The sequence below is a fragment of the Streptomyces aidingensis genome (assembly GCF_900112355.1).
GTDB lineage: Bacteria > Actinomycetota > Actinomycetes > Streptomycetales > Streptomycetaceae > Streptomyces > Streptomyces aidingensis.
Map to the genome: position 1 here is coordinate 1 of NZ_FOLM01000015.1, position 18,251 is coordinate 18,251.

Annotated in this window: 12 protein-coding genes and 4 pseudogenes; 7 read left to right on the forward strand and 9 right to left on the reverse strand. The window is 68.3% G+C overall.

What is annotated here, in order from left to right; translation table 11 throughout:
* The 3 genes and pseudogenes from BM242_RS31055 to BM242_RS22865 form a co-directional block, all read right to left on the reverse strand.
* Positions 1 to 376 (reverse strand): annotated as a pseudogene (locus BM242_RS31055) (DIP1984 family protein); the annotation flags it as partial.
* A gap of 567 nt (positions 377 to 943) precedes the next feature.
* Positions 944 to 2,146, reverse strand: coding sequence for a tyrosine-type recombinase/integrase (locus tag BM242_RS22860; RefSeq protein WP_093840799.1), 1,203 nt, complete (start codon positions 2,144 to 2,146; stop codon positions 944 to 946).
* Positions 2,139 to 2,750: a helix-turn-helix domain-containing protein gene (locus BM242_RS22865; RefSeq protein WP_093840800.1), complete on the reverse strand. Its 612-nt coding sequence runs from the start codon at positions 2,748 to 2,750 to the stop codon at positions 2,139 to 2,141. The genes BM242_RS22860 and BM242_RS22865 overlap by 8 nt, the downstream gene beginning before the upstream one ends.
* Before the next feature lie 38 nt (positions 2,751 to 2,788).
* Between BM242_RS22865 and BM242_RS22870 the strand changes: the two genes are divergently transcribed.
* The 4 genes and pseudogenes from BM242_RS22870 (at position 2,789) to BM242_RS22885 (ending at position 5,270) form a co-directional block, all read left to right on the forward strand.
* Positions 2,789 to 2,989: a helix-turn-helix domain-containing protein gene (locus tag BM242_RS22870; protein ID WP_093840801.1), complete on the forward strand. Its 201-nt coding sequence runs from the start codon at positions 2,789 to 2,791 to the stop codon at positions 2,987 to 2,989.
* Positions 2,976 to 3,767: a bifunctional DNA primase/polymerase gene (locus tag BM242_RS22875; RefSeq protein ID WP_093840802.1), complete on the forward strand. Its 792-nt coding sequence runs from the start codon at positions 2,976 to 2,978 to the stop codon at positions 3,765 to 3,767. The genes BM242_RS22870 and BM242_RS22875 overlap by 14 nt, the downstream gene beginning before the upstream one ends.
* A 473-nt stretch (positions 3,768 to 4,240) precedes the next feature.
* Positions 4,241 to 4,627 (forward strand): annotated as a pseudogene (locus BM242_RS22880) (DUF3631 domain-containing protein); the annotation flags it as partial.
* Positions 4,628 to 4,940: 313 nt separating this feature from the next.
* Complete coding sequence (locus BM242_RS22885) at positions 4,941 to 5,270, forward strand: hypothetical protein (protein ID WP_139238407.1); 330 nt, start codon at positions 4,941 to 4,943, stop codon at positions 5,268 to 5,270.
* A gap of 238 nt (positions 5,271 to 5,508) precedes the next feature.
* Here BM242_RS22885 and BM242_RS31060 read toward each other — a convergent pair.
* Positions 5,509 to 5,634 (reverse strand): annotated as a pseudogene (locus tag BM242_RS31060) (DUF397 domain-containing protein); the annotation flags it as partial.
* Positions 5,635 to 5,777: 143 nt separating this feature from the next.
* On the opposite strand from BM242_RS31060, the gene BM242_RS22895 reads away from it, so the two are divergent.
* Genes BM242_RS22895 through BM242_RS22905 form a run of 3 tightly spaced genes read left to right on the forward strand, consistent with a single transcriptional unit; the run spans position 5,778 to position 11,254 of the window.
* A complete protein-coding gene (locus tag BM242_RS22895; protein ID WP_139238408.1) occupies positions 5,778 to 7,115 on the forward strand; it encodes a serine/threonine-protein kinase in 1,338 nt (445 codons plus the stop codon).
* Positions 7,116 to 9,527 carry an AAA domain-containing protein gene (locus BM242_RS22900; RefSeq protein ID WP_093840805.1) on the forward strand — a complete coding sequence of 804 codons (2,412 nt, stop codon included), beginning with the start codon at positions 7,116 to 7,118 and terminating at the stop codon, positions 9,525 to 9,527.
* On the forward strand, positions 9,524 to 11,254 hold the full coding sequence (locus BM242_RS22905; RefSeq protein WP_093840806.1) for a hypothetical protein: 1,731 nt from the start codon (positions 9,524 to 9,526) through the stop codon (positions 11,252 to 11,254). Before BM242_RS22900 ends, BM242_RS22905 begins: the two co-directional genes overlap by 4 nt.
* A gap of 183 nt (positions 11,255 to 11,437) precedes the next feature.
* On the opposite strand, the gene istB is transcribed toward BM242_RS22905, so the two are convergent.
* From istB to BM242_RS22930, 5 genes and pseudogenes are all read right to left on the reverse strand, one after another.
* The gene (gene istB, locus BM242_RS22910) at positions 11,438 to 12,229 is read right to left on the reverse strand and encodes an IS21-like element helper ATPase IstB (RefSeq protein WP_093840807.1); all 792 of its coding nucleotides are present in this window, start codon (positions 12,227 to 12,229) and stop codon (positions 11,438 to 11,440) included.
* Positions 12,230 to 13,732 carry a Mu transposase domain-containing protein gene (locus tag BM242_RS22915; RefSeq protein ID WP_093840808.1) on the reverse strand — a complete coding sequence of 501 codons (1,503 nt, stop codon included), beginning with the start codon at positions 13,730 to 13,732 and terminating at the stop codon, positions 12,230 to 12,232.
* Positions 13,733 to 14,309: 577 nt separating this feature from the next.
* Positions 14,310 to 14,930 (reverse strand): annotated as a pseudogene (locus BM242_RS22920) (site-specific integrase); the annotation flags it as partial.
* Between the two features lie 501 nt (positions 14,931 to 15,431).
* Positions 15,432 to 16,958, reverse strand: a complete 1,527-nt coding sequence (locus BM242_RS22925; RefSeq protein WP_093840860.1) for a PQQ-binding-like beta-propeller repeat protein — start codon at positions 16,956 to 16,958, stop codon at positions 15,432 to 15,434.
* Positions 16,959 to 17,106: 148 nt separating this feature from the next.
* Entirely contained in the window at positions 17,107 to 18,222 is a 1,116-nt protein-coding gene (locus BM242_RS22930) for a hypothetical protein (RefSeq protein WP_093840810.1), read from the reverse strand.
* Positions 18,223 to 18,251: the final 29 nt, after the last annotated feature.

Genomic DNA, 18,251 nt, shown 5'->3' on the forward strand with positions numbered 1-18,251 from the left:
CAGTTGGTGCGCTGGATACGCATGTCGATCTCCCGGATCTGACGGGCGAGGTCGTCGGTCTGCGCCCGCAGGTCCGCCACGGGCAGAGCGGCGAGCATCATCAGTTCGGACCGCATCTGCCGGCCGAAGCCGCGTTCCCCTTTCCCGGCGGCGGCGTCGGCGGCGGCCGTGAGAACGGAGTGGCGCAGCCGCAGGACGTCCCGGCGGGCCAGCGCGTCGGTGAGCGTGCCGCCCTCGGCCAGCTCGACTGCGGCGTTGGTCCGGTTGATCCGGCGGATGAGCGACTCCAGCTGGTCGAGGACCTCGCCGGCTTCGCTCAGCAGCTGCGCGGCGTCTTCGGCGGGCGCTCACCCTCCTGGTAACGGGCGGCGCCCACGATGCGTGAGCGCAACTGCTCCACCCGCCGGGCCGCGTCCGCGCGCAGCGCCAGTGCTTCGGCCAGCTTCACGATCCCCCTCCTCCAGCTCTACGACCTCCAGGATACGTATGGTCAGCCAGCAGTCGGTGCCGGATGGGTGGAGGGCGTTGTCGCTTGCAGACATCCGGCCCTCACAGCGGGCCCGAAGGCGCCCTCAGACCGGCTGAAGCGCAGGTCGGTCAGAACGGCGTCGTGCTGGTCCTAGTAGGTCCCCGATAACCCTCCCCGTTGCATCCGAAAGGCTGAGCGGGAGGGCAAGGGGCGGCCGAGGGGTGGCCGGACGTCTTTGGACGGCGCAGCACGAGTTGTTCGGGCCTGGACCGGGCGCGATGGCTGATCAGGGATAATGGGACTGGGCAGCATAGGGCGGCGTTGCGGGGCACAGGTGAGCTGGTGCTCGTAATGCGTAGGTCAAGGGTTCGATTCCCTTAGGCGGCTCACGGAAAGCTGCTGGTCAGAGGACCAGAGGCAACTGCCCGTCCGGATCACCCGGGCGGGCAGTACACATTCCGTACACACCGCCCTTCAGGCGACCTTGGCGAGCGACTCTCGCACCTTGTCCAGCGCCGCTACGCGGCCGACGTCCAGGGCGTCGGCGACCTCGTCGAGCCGGTCCGGCCACAAGTGACCGTACACGTTCAAGGTCATCGCCGCGTCCTTGTGGCCGAGCATGAGCTGCACCACCTTGACGTCGGCGCCGGCCGCGATCGCCAGCGACGCCGCGGTGTGCCTCAGCTTGTGCGGGGTGACGCCGAGCCCGTCGAGCCCGGCCGCCTTCACGGCCTTGTTGAACACCCGGCTGCGGAAGTTGTTGTACCTCAGCGGGCCGCCCTCCGGCGCGGTGAACACCAGATCCTCGTGGCTGCGGCCCTCGGTCAGCGGGCGCAACTCCTCGGCGAACGACCGGGGGAGCGGCACGGAGCGCTTCTCGTGGTTCTTCACGGGCCCGAGTTCGAGCTTCCCCTTGACGTCGGTGTAGCCCTGCACGATGCGTATGCGGCGCGTGTCCAGGTTGAGCCTCCCGACCTTGATGGCCGACGCCTCGGACCACCGGATGCCGTAGTAGCCGAGCACCAGCAGCAGCAGCCGGTACTCGCCCGCGGCGTTCGCCAGGGCCTCCAGTTGCTCATGGGTGAGGTAGACGTGCTCGTCGTCGTCCTCGACACGCGGCAGATCGTGGTCGTGAGCGGGGATGGCGGCGATCCTGCCCGTCTTCACGGCGCGCTTCATCACCATGGCGAACACGTGGTAGATCTTCCTGATGCGCGCCGGCCCCAGCTTCCGCCCGGAGATCCCCGGCTTTTCGATCAGCTCGTCCACCCAGTCGGACACGTCCTCCCAGCGGATCGAACCGACCTGCCAGTCCCCCCACCGCGGGATCACGTAGTTGTCGAGCAGCTCGCGGTAGTCGTGCTTCGTGGTCCGCCCCTGCTTCCGCAACGACGCGAACCACTCCTCGGCCACGACCCTCACAGCGGCCCTCGCCGACTGCGGGTCTCGGTAGCTGCCCTTGTCGAGTCTCGCCGTGATGGCATCCTTTTCGGCCTCGGCCTGCGGCAGCTTCGCGAACGTCTTCGCCTTCGGCCTCCCGCTGGGGTCGTACCACCGGACGCGCCAACGACCAGGCGGGTTGCGCCGGCTGCCGCCCTTCTTCGCGGCCTTCCACGCCGCCACGGCCGCCCGGTAATCGGTGTGCGCCGAGCGGTCCTCGATCCAGACCTTAGCCACTGTCCTCGCCCCGTCTCTTGTTTCCCGGCCGCGTGACAACGGACTCCCCCCAGCGCTCACCGTCGTAGTTCATCTCGACGTGGAACGGCGCGAAGCCCTCGCGGATCTCCAGGAGCCGCTCGACCTCGTTGATCGTGAGGGGTGACATGTACGGCCGGTTGGAGTCGAGCCACTGCGTGCGTTCCGCCGCGGTGCTGCCCCCGCTCTTCGGGAGAGCCTGTTCTCCGTGGGCCCACCGCCACGCCCGCTCCCACGGCACCGTCAGCTCTTCGGCGAGCTGGACCTGCTCTGTCCTTCCGGCCGGGAGCATGAGGGACACCGGTGACACGTCCAGCACGGCGGCGAAGGCGACCAGCTCGTCCACCGTGATCCGGCGGCTCTGCTTCTCGATCTTGGTGACCGTCGATGCGGTCATCTCTACTCCGAGCTGACGCACCCCCTCGGCTAGCCGCTCCGTCGTCAGACGTCGGGCGTTGCGCATGTGCGCCAGGTTTTCGCCAACTTGCTTGCCGATGGGGCCAGTTCCACTGTGCTTGCGCTTCCTGGTTTCATCCACGCAAGCAGTCTCCCTCCCACGGTTGCAGGTGTCAAGCGATGGTGCCATACTTCCGGAGACGCTGAGTAGCTATTTAGGAGAACTACATGCTTAGCAAGAAGAATTTGATGTCGCCGTCCGAGGTGAGCCAGATGCTCGGCATCCCCGAAGCGACTTTGTACCAGTGGACGTACAGGGGGGTCGGCCCGCGGTCGTTCCGGGTGGGGCGCCACCGCCGATACCGCATCGAGGACGTGGAGGAGTGGCTGGAGGCGCGGGCGAGGGGTGGTGATCATGGTGCGGCATGACAGCGCCGGAGCCGCCACCCCCGGGCAGGGTAACGGCTCCTTGGTGATCAACACTCCGGCAGCGGTATCGACCACCATCAATATACCTGGCGCCCTGCTCGCAGCCGACGACGTGACGGGGTCGCCGTTCGCCTGCGGGGCGCCGATCCTGGCCGCCGCCGGCCTCTACGTGTTCCCCTTCAAGCTCATCCGCGGCCGGAAACAGCCCCTCGTGGGCTGGGGTAACGAGGCCACCACCGACCAGGCGACCATCAACCGGTGGGGCCGCCGCTGGCCCGACGCCTGGGTGGGGGTCGCGTGCAAGCCCTCGGGGCTGCTGGTCGTCGACCTCGATGTGAAGCATCCGCCCGTCAGCGGCCCGGACAACTGGGCCGAGCTGACCCTGGCCTCGGGAGATCCGCAGGCCGCGCCCGCGTGCCTATACGACAGGACCACGCTGATCCGCACCGGCAGCGGCGGGCTGCACCTGTGGTTCGTCGACCCCTGGGATACCCCCGGGCGGGATGCCATGCTGCCGGGCATCGACGTGAAGGCGTCCTCCGCCGAGCCGCACAAGAAGGGCGGCTTCGTCGCGGCACCCCCGACGCCGGGCTACCACGTCCTCGGCCTCAAGCCGCCGATGCTCGCCCCCGGCTGGCTCGCGCTGATCTTGACCCACGACGACAAGCCACACCGGGAGCGCCGCGAACCCGTCTCCACCGCGAACCACACGGTGACGGAGGACGTTCGGGAGCGCCTCGCGGCGGCCCTCCGCAGCAAGAGGGGAGGTGCGTCATGAGCACCTCCTTCGCCCAGCCCGACAACTCGGAGCTCCACGCCGACCGCCTCATCGCTTACGTCGAGGAAGCCGTTGCCCGGGAGGCCGCCACGGTCCGGGACTGTCCCGACGACGGGAGCGGACACACGATCCTCAACACGGCGACGTTCAAGCTGGCGACGCTGGGTGCTGCCGTCTCGCAGCTCGACCCCGGTCTTCTGCCCGCTGACCGTGTGCGCCACGTCATGATCGACGCCATCTCCCGGTGGAGTTACACACGGGATGGCACCGAGGCGGACCAGCACGACGCCATCGACAACGCCATCAACGACGGGTGGGCCCAGCCGCGAGACCTCAACGCACTCATCACCACGGTGACGGCGGACCATGCCGCCGAGGTGACGCCGACGAGTTCGGCGCCGCCGCCGTCGCTGCGGGAGAGCACCACGACGGAGCTCAATCGCGAGGCGGCGGGTGTCCAGGACGCCCCCGAGTTGACGCCGGCCGCACCGGTCGATGGCGCCGCCCTGCTCGACGAGGTGGAGGCGTTCCACCGCCGGTTCAACGCCTTCCCCTCCGAGCACGCGTATGTGGCTGTGACTCTGTGGGACGCGCACACCCGCCTGCTCGACTGCTTCGACTCCGCGCCGCGGCTGGCCTTTCTCTCGCCCGAGCCTGGCAGCGGCAAGACCCGCGCGTTGGAGGTGATCGAGTCGCTGGTGCCGACCCCCATGAGGACGGAGAACTGCACCCCCGCCGCGCTCTTCCGTGCCGTCTCCGACCTCGATTCTCGGCCCACCCTGCTGTTCGACGAGATCGACGCCGTGTTCGGCCCCAAGGCCCAGGACGACGAGGAACTCCGCGGCTTGATCAACGCCGGGAGGACGACACCTCGCTCCCCACCCCGGCATGAGTAGGGGGGTGGGGTACCGCCGTAGGAAGTCAAAGGCTTAACGACCCCGCAGTCAGAACATTTCTCTCCCCGGTGAATTTTTCTGGGGAGATGATCTTGGAGGGATACAGATGAGGCTTACGTGTGCGGATTGTGGCGCGCCGTTCGTGCAGTTGCGGGGGAGGCCCGCGAAACGGTGTCCCCGCCACCGGCGGGCGCGGTACGGGGCGGAGCACCGCCGGCTGGTCGCGGAGACGCGGGAGGCGGCGTACGGCACGCCCTGCGTTCGCTGCGGCGGCATCATGCTGCTCGGCGACCAGCTCGACCTCGACCATGATGACGACGGTGACGGCTATCTCGGCTGGGCTCATGCGTCGTGTAACCGCTCCGCCGGAGCCACCAAGGGCAACCGTGCCAGGGCTGCGGCCTACCAGGCGGCGCGGTGGCTCTCGGTGGCGAGGCCCGGCAGGGAAGTGGTCCGTCCGCTGGGCCTCGACTCGTCGGCCTGGTCGGACGCCGATCTGCTGAAGCGCCCGCCGATCCCCGATGACCTGCTCGGCCCTGAGCGGCGGGGCTACCTCGTGTGGTCGGAAGCCATGGGCTGCTGGTCGGTCTGCTCGCGGATCTGGTGATCCTGGGGACGAAGAAGCGGGTGGCCCGTGCGGCACGCTGCCCGCGAGGATATCGCCCCACCTGTAGCCGCACATAGCGAATCCCGGGCGCCGAGAGGGCGGCCCGGGGTTCGGGTGTCTGAGGGCTCAGTCCTTGAGGTCCCCCACGAATGCCCGCCAGGCGTCGGCAGACACGACCAGGGCGGGGCCGGGGGTGCTTGGAGCCGCGGACGGGGACGACGCCGGGGAAGTCGTCAGTGACCTCGACGCAGTTCCCGTTGGCCTGACTCCTGCAGCGCTTGCGCCACTTGGCACGGGCGAGGTCGCGGTCCGCGCCACTGCAGGCGCGGAACCTGTGAGGTGCGCCCAGGGTGCTTTTGATCAACTTGCTACTCGATCTGGTGATCTTTCATAATGTGAGACTTGATCACTGCCTCACCTCAACTCTGTTGATTAACTGGCTCCCTTGAATGTTTAGGGCGTTTGGGTGGGCCATCCTCGACATGCCGAACATGACAGGAGACGAGCGTGCGACTCGTGCCAGGGGATGTCTTATTGGGAGGGCGGTACGAGATCCTCCAGCCGCTGGACTCGTTCTCGGACGAGGGGAGGCTCTGGACCGCCAACGACACCGACGAGTACGTGAAGCCGTACCTGATGAAGACCTGGCACTTTTCGGAGAGCGGGCCGGATCAGGTGCAACGAGCGCTGTGGGACACCGAGTTGCGCTCCCTGTACCAGGTGAGGAGCACGCCCGGCTCGGAGCGCTCGCTGCTCCAGCTCCACAACGTGGGCATCGACCTTGAGCACCACTGTTTCGTGATGGTCTTCGAGACGGACGGCCATCGGACGCTGGCCTCCTTGCTCGCCGACCGTCCGGGCTGTTCCTGGCTCTCCGGCCGTGATTCCGACCGCCAGTCGATCTGGAAGATGCTCGACCGGCTGGCATCCGGTCTGGACCTGCTTCACCGGCAACATGTAGTGCACCGCTGCGTGTCGCCGGAGACGGTGTTCCTGGACCCGGAGGCGGGTCCCGAGTCGGCGCGGCTCGGTGGGTTCGAATGGAGCGTCCGGCTGGGGCGTCCGCCAGCGGCAGCACGCACCCGGCGAGGCTGGGAGACACCGCCGGAGTGGGCTTCCGGCCGCCAGGCCTTCGGTCCCGACGCCGATTGGTTCGCCTTCGGCATGCTGGTGGCACGGTGCATGCTGGACATCGAGCACATAGGCTCCACCGTGGATCCGGTGGAGCGCCACCGGCTCGTCCGGGACCAACTGGGCCGGGGCGTGGGAGGTGCGAGGCGAAAGCGCGAGATCCAATCGGCCCGCGGCGGGAAGCTGACGCCCCTCGAACAGGAGGTTATCGGCCGGCTGATCGCTGAGGAGCCGACCGAGCGGCTGCGGCGCGGTGACGAGGTCCAGGCGCTCATCCGGGAGGTCATCGACTCGCTCGAGGAGCCACTCGAGAGCGCTGATGCCAATCAACGGCACTTCGTCGTGGTCAACGCTAAGAATCAGCGCCTGGTTGACGCGCTGGAAGCACAGGGCCTCCGGGCCGCGCTCGGGCTGCAGCCCGGTGACGCCTTCAGTTCGATGGATGGGGACCACGTCACCAAGCTGATCGGATTTCTGCACGACGACTTCTCCGATGGCGGCGTACTTTCCCCGGGATTGACCGTTGGAACAATGGTGCTTTCAGGCCGGACTCTGCACCTCGAGCTCGCCAAGCACGACGATGGAAAGATCAAGAGCTGGCAGAAGGCCTTCTGTCAGAGCGTTCGCGATGACTTCGAGATCGATCCGCGGCGGAGCAGGGAGATAGCTGCCGGGGAACTGGCCTTCATCACTACAAAGCGTCGGCAGGTTTAGATGCCCGCGCTAAGCTGGGATCTTAAGATTCCCTCCTCAGACGACACCAGCGAGCGGCAGAAGAACCAGGAGGATCTGGCCGAGTTCATCCGGCTGACCAATCAGATCGATCTGCTGATCCGTGATGCGGAGGTCTTCCGGTGTCAGGTCTCGGAGGTGCGGCGGCGGGAGGACGGCAGCGTAGAGTGGATCGAGGTGCAGGAGATCCCCCGGGAACACCCGCCCTTGACACTCTTTACGGCCGACGGCGGCATGGCGGCGTTCCTGCTCCGAGATAAGTACAGCGGAAAGTGGGGCAGCAACGAGATTGAGCTGTGCTCCCCGGAGCTAGAGGGCCTTCGCGGAGGCTCCCCGACCAACGGTCACTGGGAACTGGTCGAGGCCTATGTCTTGGACGAGACGGTCCGGCTTCGGCCCGCTGGAGCCCTGGCGGGTGGCGGTGGTCTTGCCGAACAGCTCGATTCCGAGGCCGGCGGTCCCCGTCCGGGGCAGGAATACATCCTGCGCACCAGGGGGCTGAGGCGGCAACTACAGTTGGTCCAGCGCCGGAAGAAGGCGATCGAACGTCTGGCGGACCACACTTACCTGTTGGAGAGCCTGTCGGCTCCGGGCCAGGTCTTCATGGACAGTGGGGCGCTGCCAGCCACACCCGACCCCCGGAAGGTCGATGCGAGCAAGCGCGCCCAGATCGGCGCCATCATGGGCACGCGACCGATCTACACCGTGCAGGGTCCGCCCGGGACGGGCAAGACGCATATGGCTGCGTGGCTGCTGCGGGAGATCCTGACCGAGGACCCGATGGCGCAGATCCTCATCACGGCGCAGGCGCACTCCGCCGTGGACGTGTTGAGGTCTAAGGTGGAGAGCGAGGCGTTCGACGGGATCCCTGAGGAGAGCCGCCCGCTGTCGATCAGGCTGCGCCGAACCGTGGATCCGCGCCAGAACGTGGTGGCGACGGACGAGCGCGGGTCAGTGCGGTACGTCGCGCGGGACCTTCTGGATAAGACCATCGGGAGGCTGGAGGCGCTGCGAGAGGAAGCGCCGCTGCCGGTGGTGCCAGCCGAATGGTTGGAGGCCTGCAGGGAGATGCTTCGCGACCTCGACACGCAGAACGCCTCCGAGGCCCATGAATTTAGAGAGCTCGTCCGGCGGAGTGCCAGCGTTACCTACAGCAGCGCGAGTGACGGGGACTTGGCGGGACTCGCGGGTGAAGTGAGTTACGACTGGTCGATCGTCGAAGAGGCCGGGAAGGCCCACGGCTTCGAGCTGGCCCTGCCGCTCTACCTCGGCCACCGATGGCTGCTGATCGGAGACGCGCAGCAGTTGCCGCCGTACCGCATGGAGGACTACCAGAAGGCGCTGTCGAACCTGGACCAGGTCATTCAGGCGCTGCGAGACCTCGGCGGCGCGGACGGCTTGGTCGATCGGAATCTGTTCACTCGGTGGCGCGAGAGGACTGAGGACGAGAAGACGTACTTCACCAAGTACTGCGCGCGGTGGCTGGCTTTCTTCGGACAACTGCACCGGCTGTGTACGACGCACGAGCCCGAGGAAGGTCTGCTCACCGGACAGTACCGCATGCACCCCGATATCGGTGATCTTGTCTCACACACGTACTACGGCGGAAAGCTGCAGCATCATACCCATGATCGGGCCGCCCACAGCCTGATCGCCCCGGCGGACCTGAAGGGCAAGGCGGTGGTGTGGCTCGACCTGCCAGCAGCCGCGGTCGACCCGCGGGCGGCGGAGACCACGCAGCCGAAGTACCGCAACGAGGCGGAGGCCCAAGCACTTGAGATGTTCCTGAGCTCACTGCGCGGTGACTCGGAGCATCCCGCCAACCTCGCGGTCCTGTCGCCCTATGCCCAGCAGGTGGTGGTCCTGGGTCGGCGACTCCGTACGCCGGAGTTCCGTGCCGAGCTGCTGCGTCACGGGATCGTGCTGGCTCCTGATCCTCGCGGTGCCAGCGGCGGGCTGGCTGGTACGGCGGGTGCCCCCGACAAGGGCGGTGTCTTCACCGTCGACTCGTTCCAGGGAAATCAATCGGAGATCGTGGCGGTGAGCCTGGTCCGCAACAACAGGAGGCAGCCCGGGCAGGGCCTCGGATTCCTCAAGGCGGCCTCGCGGATGAACGTCCTCATCTCGCGTGCCGAACGCCTGCTGATCCTGGTCGGGTCGTGGGACTTCTTCCGTGCCCAGGTGGCGGACGTCCCGCGCGACGAACGGCAGTACGACGAACTCCGCCACGTGGCCGTTCTAGTGGACCAGCTGGAGAAGCTCTTCGTCGAGGGCCGGGCGGTGCGGGTACCGGCCGACCTGACCGGACTCGACGAGCGCGTTCGGGATATCGAGGCGCAGCGCATGTGCCACCAGCACGGGCGGGGCATGAAGTCCGAAGGGGGACACCTGTGATCCACATTCTCTTGCCTCTGGACCTCTTCCGGGTCTCGTACGACGTCGCAGTGGGACGCCCCTACAGCAGGTTGGAGCAGCTGCTGCTGCGGCTCATTTGCGACGACCAGGGCGACGAGGGCCGCACCTTCCAAGAACTCCGCAAGGCGTTCCAGGTGCACGACCGGCTACTGATCGAAGCCTTGGTGACGTTGCTCCGCGAAGGTTGGGTGGCAATGGTCCAGAACGACCAGGAGATCCGCTACGTAGCGACCGCCGAGGGGCTGCTAACCACCTCCAGCGGTCGACGGCCGAGCAGCTTGCGGGTCCAGCGCAGGCAGGAGAACATCGTTCGTGAGCTGATGGAGGGTCAACTCGCCCGGCAGTCGGACCTCGATCTGGTGACCGCACGGGACGTTCGGCGGAAGACCAACCGTGGAGCGCGGAGCTTCGCGCTCACGGAGCGACAGCACCGGAAGACCCTCAACGGTGGGGAGACCGAGTGGCTGCTCCCGCGGAACGCGGAGGAGCAGCAGTGGATCCGCCGGATCGACAGCAACGCGCGCATGGTGTCCGGAAGGTACTACTTGCCCTTAAGAGTGGATCTCGACAAGGCGACGGTGCTGGGGTTGCCCGTCAACTGGAGCCACCTCACCTCGTTGATCCTGGAGGAGACCGAGCAGGAGTACCAGAACCAGAGCCTGGCCTCCGGCTCGGCCGCGCAAGAGCGCTTCGATAAAATGATCAAGGAATGGCAGCGGGAGCGCGATCGCGTCAGGCGGTCCTCCGTGCAGGCGGCGGAACTAGTCACGGTGCCCTGTGTCGAGACGGCACTGCTGGCGGGTGACAGCCGTCGGCTCGCAGAAAGAGCCCTGGCGGACGCGACCACCCATGCGCTGATCGTTATCTCGCAACTGGACGACCACCAGGTCGCACGGGTGATCGAGGTCGCCGCGGATCTCCGCAGTCGTGGGGTGGGCGTGGACGTCCTCTGGTCGTGCGCCAACGACGAGGCACTGCGCAAGCGCCTAGTCAACGCGCTCGGTGCCACGCGGGCGAAGGGCCTGAAAGGCAAGGTCCTCTTCAACAGGACGCCGACGGATGCCCTGGCCGACTTCGTGCTTGCTGCCACCGACAAGGGACCGGTGGCTGTGATGGGTACCGGGCTGCTGTCCGTGGCGGCGCAGGACAAGGCGCTGAGCCCGGCCGTGCTCGTCCGCGATGTGCGAGGGTTGAGCAATCTGGCGTTGCTGGCCTCCGGTTGGTGGCAGGGGAGCCCGGACGACAACGCGGAACTGGCGGCCAGCCGCTGGCGCCACCTGTCGGAGAGGTGGGTCGAGGAAGCGGCGCTGAGCGGAGCCGCGCCGTGCACCGAAGAGGCGGAGGCATCCTGGAACGTGCCGACGCCGGACGTCCCCTCACCCCAGCCGGTCAATGAGAATTCTGTTACTGCCACCTTGCTGGTCGGTGCCGAGGGCCCCGCGGCCCGAAAAAGGCTGATCGGGTCCAGCGCCGCGGCACTCGTATCACGCCGACTCAGGAAGCCGTGGGATTCCGTAAGCCTGGTCGGGACGGCTGAGGAGTGGGTGGTCGGACTCGATACTCCGTCAGTCTCGGCGCTCGCCCTCCTTCTCCGCGGTCGCGTGGCCGCCGAACTCTGGACACAGGCAAGAGCGGACAGCGATCCGACGAGGGCGGCGAGCGACTGGGTGCCGATTCCTAACGAAGATGTCAAGCGGCGAGCATGACCGGCCGTATGGGATCGCAAGGGGGCGAGCATGCAGCGTGCGGGAGATCCAGGAAGACGACCTGACGTCGAGCGCACAGTGTCAACGGAAAGCTCGTCTGCCCCGGTGGCGGACAGCGGCAACCACGCGGTGGCGGACAACAGAGTTCCCCACTGGTCGGCGTGATCCTTCTCGGGGTGGGTGTCAGTTCAGGGGTCTCACCCCCTTGCCCGAGGTGGCTTCGGTGAGCCGGAAGCTGTCGCCCTGAGTCACGATGACGTGAGCGTGGTGGAGGAGGCGGTCGACGGTCGCGGTGGCGAGGGTCTTGGGCATGATCTCGTCGAAGCCGGAGGGGTGGAGGTTGCTGCTGACGGCCATCGCGCGTCGTTCGTAGGCGGCGTCGACCAGGCGGAAGAAGCCCTCAGCGGCGTCGGAGGAGACCGGCAGCAGGCCGATGTCGTCGACGATGATGAGGTCGCTGCGGATCAGTCTGGTCATGGCCCGGGCCAGGGAGTCGTCGACGCGGTGGCGGCGGACGAGGGCGCCGAGATCCTCGATGGCGAACCACGCCACTGTCATGCCGGCTTCGATGGCGGCCTGGCCGAGGGCTTCGGTGAAGTGGCTCTTGCCGGTGCCGGAGGGTCCGCAGACGCACAGGTTCTCCTTGCGGGTGACCCATTCCAGGGTCTTGAGGGAGTCCTGGACCTGGCGGGGGATGGAGGATTTCGTCTCGTCCCAGTCGCCGAAGGTCTTGCCTGCGGGGAACCCGGCCCGCTTGCGGCGGGTCCGCAGGTTCGCGGCGTCGCGTCCGGCGGCTTCTTCCGCGAGGAGGACGCGGACGACCTCGGCGGGGTCCCACCTTTGGGCCTTGGCGGTGGGGATCAGGTCGGCCAGGGCCCGCCGCAGGTGGGGGAGTTTGAGGCGGCGGGTCAGATCGATGGCCTCGGCCAGCGGGTCGCCGCTGGAGCCGGTGAAGGTGCGAAGAGGGGTGGCCATTTAGTGCTCGTCTCCTTCGGGGGCGATGCCGAAGCGGGACCACGCCGAGGTGCCCGGCTGCAGGCTGTGGTCTTCCGAGGCGCGGGTCGGCTCTGCGAGGTTGCGTCCGATGTGGTGGTCGAGGATGGAGATCAGGTCGTTCTCCGCGAACCGGCCGGCGATCGCCGCGGTCCCGAGCGCCCGGTCAACCTCCGCCGGGCCGTGCAGCTTGGCCAGCGCGACGGCCTCGGCCATCTTCGGCCGCATCCTGCGGGCCCCGGCCGCCGCCGCTTCGATGAGCCAGGACGCCGCCCCGGGACCCAGGGCGAGGAACGCTGCCTCCCCCGCGGATGTCGCCCTCGGGGTGCGGTCGCCGTCCTTGCCTTCCCTGGGCGGGTAGTGCTCGTCCTTGATGGAGGGGTTGCCCGGGGTGGACCGGCGGTGGCGGGCGGCCTCGACCGCGCCGCCCTCGCCGACGGCGGTGACCACCAGCTCATCGCCGTGGAAGCGGGCCCAGACCGTCTGTCCGGCCAGCTGGTGCGGGACCGAGTAACGCACCGAGTCGACCGAGATCGTCGCATCACCCGCGACCTTCCTCGTCGTCCCCAGGGCGGCGGTGAAGGGCCGGTCCGGCAGCCGGTGCAGCCGCAGGACCTCTTCGGCCAGGGCCTCGGCGGGCCGGCGGCGGATCGCGCGGTGGACCTTGCTGTTCACCTCGTCGGTGAAAGCGGCGCAGGCGTCCTCCAGCTCGGTGAAGTCGCGGTAGGCGGCCCGCAGGTTCACATCCGTGGGCACCAGGTCCCGTTTCGCGATCCTCACCGTCGCCTCCGATCCGCCCTTGGACTGCGGATCCGCGGGAACGCAGGTGCGGATCGTGAGCCCGTAGTGGTGGCCGATCTCGATGATCTGCGGATTGCGCACCGGGATCCGCGCGATGTGGTCCGCGGTGACCGTGCGCTCGTTGTCGGTGAGCGCGTAGGTCGGGGCCCCGCCGATCCGCCGCAGCGTCGCGTCCATGCACGACGCGATCGTCGGCAGTGTTTTGTCCAGCACCGGGATCACCACCCGGAACCGGGACCAGGCCAGCCACGAACACCACAGCCACGTTCTGCGGCCCGCTATTCTCGGCCCCTCGCCCCAGTCCCATTGCAACCACAGCCCGGGCTCGGGAATCCACGGGCGGAACACTCTTCGGTGCCCGGCCCGATACGACGCCTTCGCCGCGGCCACTGCCCGTCGGGTCGTGCGGTCGGTGCCCGCGAAGCCCATCGCCGTGATCTTCTCGTGGACCTTGTCCGCACCGATCCGCCCGCCGGACCGCTCGACGAGCTCCTCGATCTTCGGCATGAACTCGTCGATCATCTTCGGCCGCAGCTTCGGCTTCGTCGGATCGCCCTTGCCGCGAAGCAGGACATAACGCTTCACCGTGTGGTGATCCACTCCGGCCAGCTCGGCCGCCGCACGGTAACTCCCCGTGAGGTCGTAAGCCTCAAGAATCTCCATGATCTCCTCTTTGCTCTTCACACCCGCCAAGAGAACATGTCGGGTGATTCAGACAGCCAAGAAGGATCACGCGTCCATCAGCGGGGACATCTGCTGTCCGCCAGCGGGGACACCCGGAGACCGCCTACGGGGAGCTTCGCACTTCCGCCGTCAGCACAGGCGTGTGCCGCTGGCCGACCCTCTCACGCTGTTGTCCACCTACGACAACGGGAGACGAAGCACCGGGGCCTGTCGACGAGGGCGATTGATCACGTCCGCCCGTGGTCGGCGTCGGACGCTGGGACGAGGCGCGGGTCTGACCTGTGCTTGAGGAAGCGTTCCCATACACATGGCGTCGAGAAGCCGTGAGAGGCGTCGGGATCCAGTGAGGGGTGGTTTCGCAGGTCAGGTGCCCTGCGGCGATGTCTCCGCTGGTCACGGCGGTGTCGTGGATGACCTCGTAATGCGTAGGTCAAGGGTTCGATTCCCTTAGGCGGCTCCAGGAAAGCCCAGGTCATCTACCCCATGACCCGGGCTTTTCCCGTTCCCGCGGCTTGCGGGCCATCACTCCGACGGCGCCCTCACCCCTCGTGCGTGAGCGATGCGTGAGCGGGCCTGGTCAGTCCTTCCGTTTCCCCGGCTTCCGCCCGCGCTTCTTCCGTCCCGTGGCCTTGGCCTTCTCGGCCCGCCTGGCCTTCCTCGCCGCCCTGCGGGCCTTCTCCTCGCGCTTCGCCTTCCGTGCGGCCTTGCGGGCCTTCTCGGCCTCGGCCTTGCGCTTGAGGGGCACCAGCTTGGCGGTCGCCTCGGCGGCGCTCTTGCCGACCTCGGGCAGCACGCTCTGGTAGATGTCGCGCGTGATCCGGGTGTCGCTGTGCCCGAGAGTGTCGGAGACCACCTTCACATCGACGCCGGCGGCGAGCATGAGCGTGGCCGCCCCGTGCCGCAGGTCATGCAGCCGGACCGGCGGCAGATCCGAGGCCGCCACCAGCCGCTCGAAGAGGTCGGTCACCTTCCCCGGATGCAGCCAGGAGCCGTCCTCCTGGGTGAAGACCAGACCTGTCTCCACCCATGCCGAATCCCACTCCGCCCGGTCGGCGTCCTGGCGTTCGCGGTGACGCTTGAGGACGTCCACCGTGTCGTCGTCCAGGGCGATCACGCGGAAGCCGCTGTCGGTCTTGGGCTCGGAGTTCCGTACGTCCCAGCCGTCCTGGACGAGCTGGGCCGAGACCGTCAGGGTGTGCGCGCCGCCGCCCGGCAAGCCCTCACCCACCTGGAGAACGCCTACGGCCACGCCAGCCGCCCCCACCTCGCCGCCCTCATGGCCCGGGTGCCTACACCCATGGAACTCAGCCCTTACGAGGCCATGCTGCGCGCCACCCTCCCGGCCCACGCCGACCGCATCCTCGCCGACCCCGCCTGGCCCGCCCTGGCCGCCGCCCTCTCCCACACCCAGCGAGCCGGCCACGACCCCGCCGCCCCCCTCGCTACCGCAGCAGCCCAACGCGAACTCGACACAGCCCGCGCCCCTGCGCACGTCCTCATCTGGCGCATTGAGGGCAAGCGGGAGGGGCGGACACCAGCCGGAAATGCAGGTCTGCCCTCGCGCCTTTGCAGACCAGGACCGGCGCCCTCGTCCGCGTTGATCTTGCTGCGCAGGGCACTGGAGTACCGAGCCGGTGCAGCCTTGTGCACCTCCGACCTTCTGTCTTCTTCCGGGGCGACGGCAGGTGACGGGGCTGGGTCAGTGTTCCGTCGAGCACAGGAGGATGCGTCCGTCACTGGTACCGATGAGCAACCGGCCCGGCTGGGTGATGGTGAGCGCGGTCGGTATCGCCGGCACCTCCCCGACGGTGAGGTACTGCCGCCAGGACACGCTGCCGTCGGCGAGTGCGAGCGCGACGATCTCGCCGTCGTCGTAGGCGATATAGACGGTGTCGGGGTCGGTGTCCAGCGCGGTGGCCTGCCTGTCGGTGCGGAAGACCCAGCGCGGCGCTCCGTCAGTCAGGGACCGCCGCACCACGAAGGAGCCACCTGGCTGAAGTCCTCGGCCGTCGTAGACCGTTCCGGCATGGACCAGTGTCCCATCGGCGGTCTCCACCGCCGGTCCGCCGAAGTGCGTCTCCCCGGGTATCCACGAGAAGGGGAAGAGGCGCTGGGCGTCACGACGCACAGGCTCCTCCGGGCGGCCCGTGCCGCCCTCGGGCAGGCCGGCCGCGGCAAGCCACTGCTTTCCCGGAGCTTGGCGCCCTGGTCTGCCCGGACCCTCCGCCTCCTGGAAGTAGATCCGGCGCCCGCGCCGGACCGGGAGGGAACTGCGGACACCGTTCGTACCCCTGGGCATGAGAACGGGCCGGCCGTCCGCGGACCGCAGCAGGGAGACGGGGCGGGAGGGGACGACACGGTCCAGTTCGCTTCCATCGACGAGGGAGATCCGGGCGAGGGTCCGTGGGGTCCGGTACCCGCCGGCATCGCGGGACGCGGCCACGCTGACCCAGGCCGACTGTTCATCGGCGGCGACCACGATCTCCCGTCCGCCCTCCTCGTCGGCGACCGCCCATTCACGCTCGCCCGACGGCAGCCAGGATTCGAGCCGCACTCCGTCGAGAGCAGCCAGGCACCGGCCGTCCGCCAGCTGCTCGACGGTGCGCACGTCGTGGCGTGGCGTCCACTCCGGCGCCAGTTCCTCGACCAGCCGACGGGCGGTCCGGTTGGTCTCGCGGCGGGGTGCCGGCCCGCGCGGCCCGGCCAGTTCCTGGTGAGTGAGCGATCGTGGGGCGAGGAGATACCAGTCGCGCCGGGTCACCGTGGCGGTGTGTCCTTCGTGGTGGGCCTGTTCATCGCCCCAGTCGTCGGGCGGGGCCATCGTCAGCCGCAGTTCGGTCCCGCTCAGCCACTCCAGCTCCAGCACCTGGCGGCCGAGCCTCTCCTCGAAGGCGGAGACGACCTCGCCGGTCTCCAGGTTCAGCAGCAGAAGTTCGCCTTCGAAGAAGTAGCCGCCGTCGTAGCGGCCGGCACCGATGGCCAAGAGGTCCTGCGATGGATGGAACGCCATTCCGTGGACCGGGTAGTGGGAGCGGACAAGCGCACGGCAGGACTGGTCGCCGATGCCGTAGACCCCGACGGGAGCACCGCTGATGAAGCCGTAGCGGTGCCTGCCGGCAATGGCGAGCATGCCACGCTCCCGGTCGGCGACCACCAGGGCGGGATCGCCGGTCTCCGCGAAAGGCCGGTCCCCGAGAATACGATCGACATGCAGCGGCGAAGTCATGTTCGCGATCATCTCAAGGGCTCCGAGCTGAGGGCGTTCGATGCGGTCGGCAGGGTACGGGTGGCAAGAGGTGCCCACGCTGGTCAGGCTGCCTGACTCCTGGGCCGCAAGGCGGGCGAGTTCTCCGTGCCTTTGAAGCTCGTGATTTCTACCTGTTCAGTCCGGGGAGCGGCGTGACGCTGGCGCGGATGACGGATTCGCTGGTCGCCAAGGCGCGGATCAGTTCCGTTCCCAGGTCATCAGGAAGAACGCCGAAGCCGAGGGCGCAGCGCTGGAGAAGATCGGTGCAGTCTCGGATCTGCTGCTCGGTGGCGAGCGTACGGAACCGGGGATGGGCGAGGCATTCCCGGGCCGCGTAGCCGTCCGTGGCGATGACGGTGCGGTGGTGCAGACGGTCGCTGACCTGCCGAGCGGAGCGATCGTGTGCTGCGTAGGTGGCGTCGAGGATGACCAGGCCGAGACGGATGTCGAAGACGGTGAGGCCGGGTTCGGCCGCTCGCCGGACGTAGCCCTCGATCAGCGTGGCGAGAGGTTCGTCGGCGGTGCGGTCGAGGGCCTGTTGGCAGAGGACGGAGAGGCAGTGGGTGACGGCCTGTTCCCATGGGGCGCCGGGTGTCGTGGCTGCCAGCAGGGCTTCGGCGGCAGCCACGTCTCCGGAGACCAGAGCCGCGACGATGGCGACTTGGCGGCCGTCGAGCATGTGGTTTCCCAGGCCGCGGTGTGCGGTGATGTGTGCCAGGGCCTCGGCCCAGCGGCCGGCTGTGGTGAGGGTGCGGGTGCCGTCGGCGAGCACCACTCGCCACAGCCAGGCGCGGACCTCCTGGCGGTCCTCGGCCGTCGGGGTGAGGTGTGCCGGGATGGTGACGCCCTCGACGTCGGTGGCGGTGCTGCTGCTGACGGCTTCGTAGAGGGTGAGGAGGTGCTGGCGACCGTGGTCGCCTTGGCCGGCGCGGATGTGCAGGCGGGCGAGGTTCACGACGGGTTCGAGGGCGCGGATCGCGGTCATGCCGGGCAGAGGGCAGGCGTGGAGGTAGGCGGCGGCGTGCCGGAGGCACATCGTGCGGGCCGGGTCGGGCAGGCCGAGGTCGGAGGTGATGAGTGCGGCCTGGTTGAAGACCGCTGAGGCCAGGCCCTGGTCGGCCTCGCGCTGGGCCCGCCGGGAGAGCTCGGTCAGGGTGGCGACGCGTTCGGGCAGCGGCAGGCATGAGGGCCGGAAGCGGGCGACGAGCGGGAAGCGCTGGGCCGTGGGGCCGTGCGGGTCCATGAGCCCTCCGAGGGGCGGGCGGGCGAGGC

Coding starts and splice junctions, on each gene's coding strand:
- BM242_RS22865 (WP_093840800.1), bottom strand. CDS start 2,750: ATGGCACCATCGCTTGACACCTGCAACCGTGGGAGGGAGACTGCTTGC.
- BM242_RS22885 (WP_139238407.1), top strand. CDS start 4,941: ATGCTGCTCGGCGACCAGCTCGACCTCGACCATGATGACGACGGTGAC.
- BM242_RS22875 (WP_093840802.1), top strand. CDS start 2,976: ATGGTGCGGCATGACAGCGCCGGAGCCGCCACCCCCGGGCAGGGTAAC.
- BM242_RS22930 (WP_093840810.1), bottom strand. CDS start 18,222: ATGGACCCGCACGGCCCCACGGCCCAGCGCTTCCCGCTCGTCGCCCGC.
- istB (WP_093840807.1), bottom strand. CDS start 12,229: ATGGCCACCCCTCTTCGCACCTTCACCGGCTCCAGCGGCGACCCGCTG.
- BM242_RS22900 (WP_093840805.1), top strand. CDS start 7,116: ATGCCCGCGCTAAGCTGGGATCTTAAGATTCCCTCCTCAGACGACACC.
- BM242_RS22870 (WP_093840801.1), top strand. CDS start 2,789: ATGCTTAGCAAGAAGAATTTGATGTCGCCGTCCGAGGTGAGCCAGATG.
- BM242_RS22925 (WP_093840860.1), bottom strand. CDS start 16,958: ATGACTTCGCCGCTGCATGTCGATCGTATTCTCGGGGACCGGCCTTTC.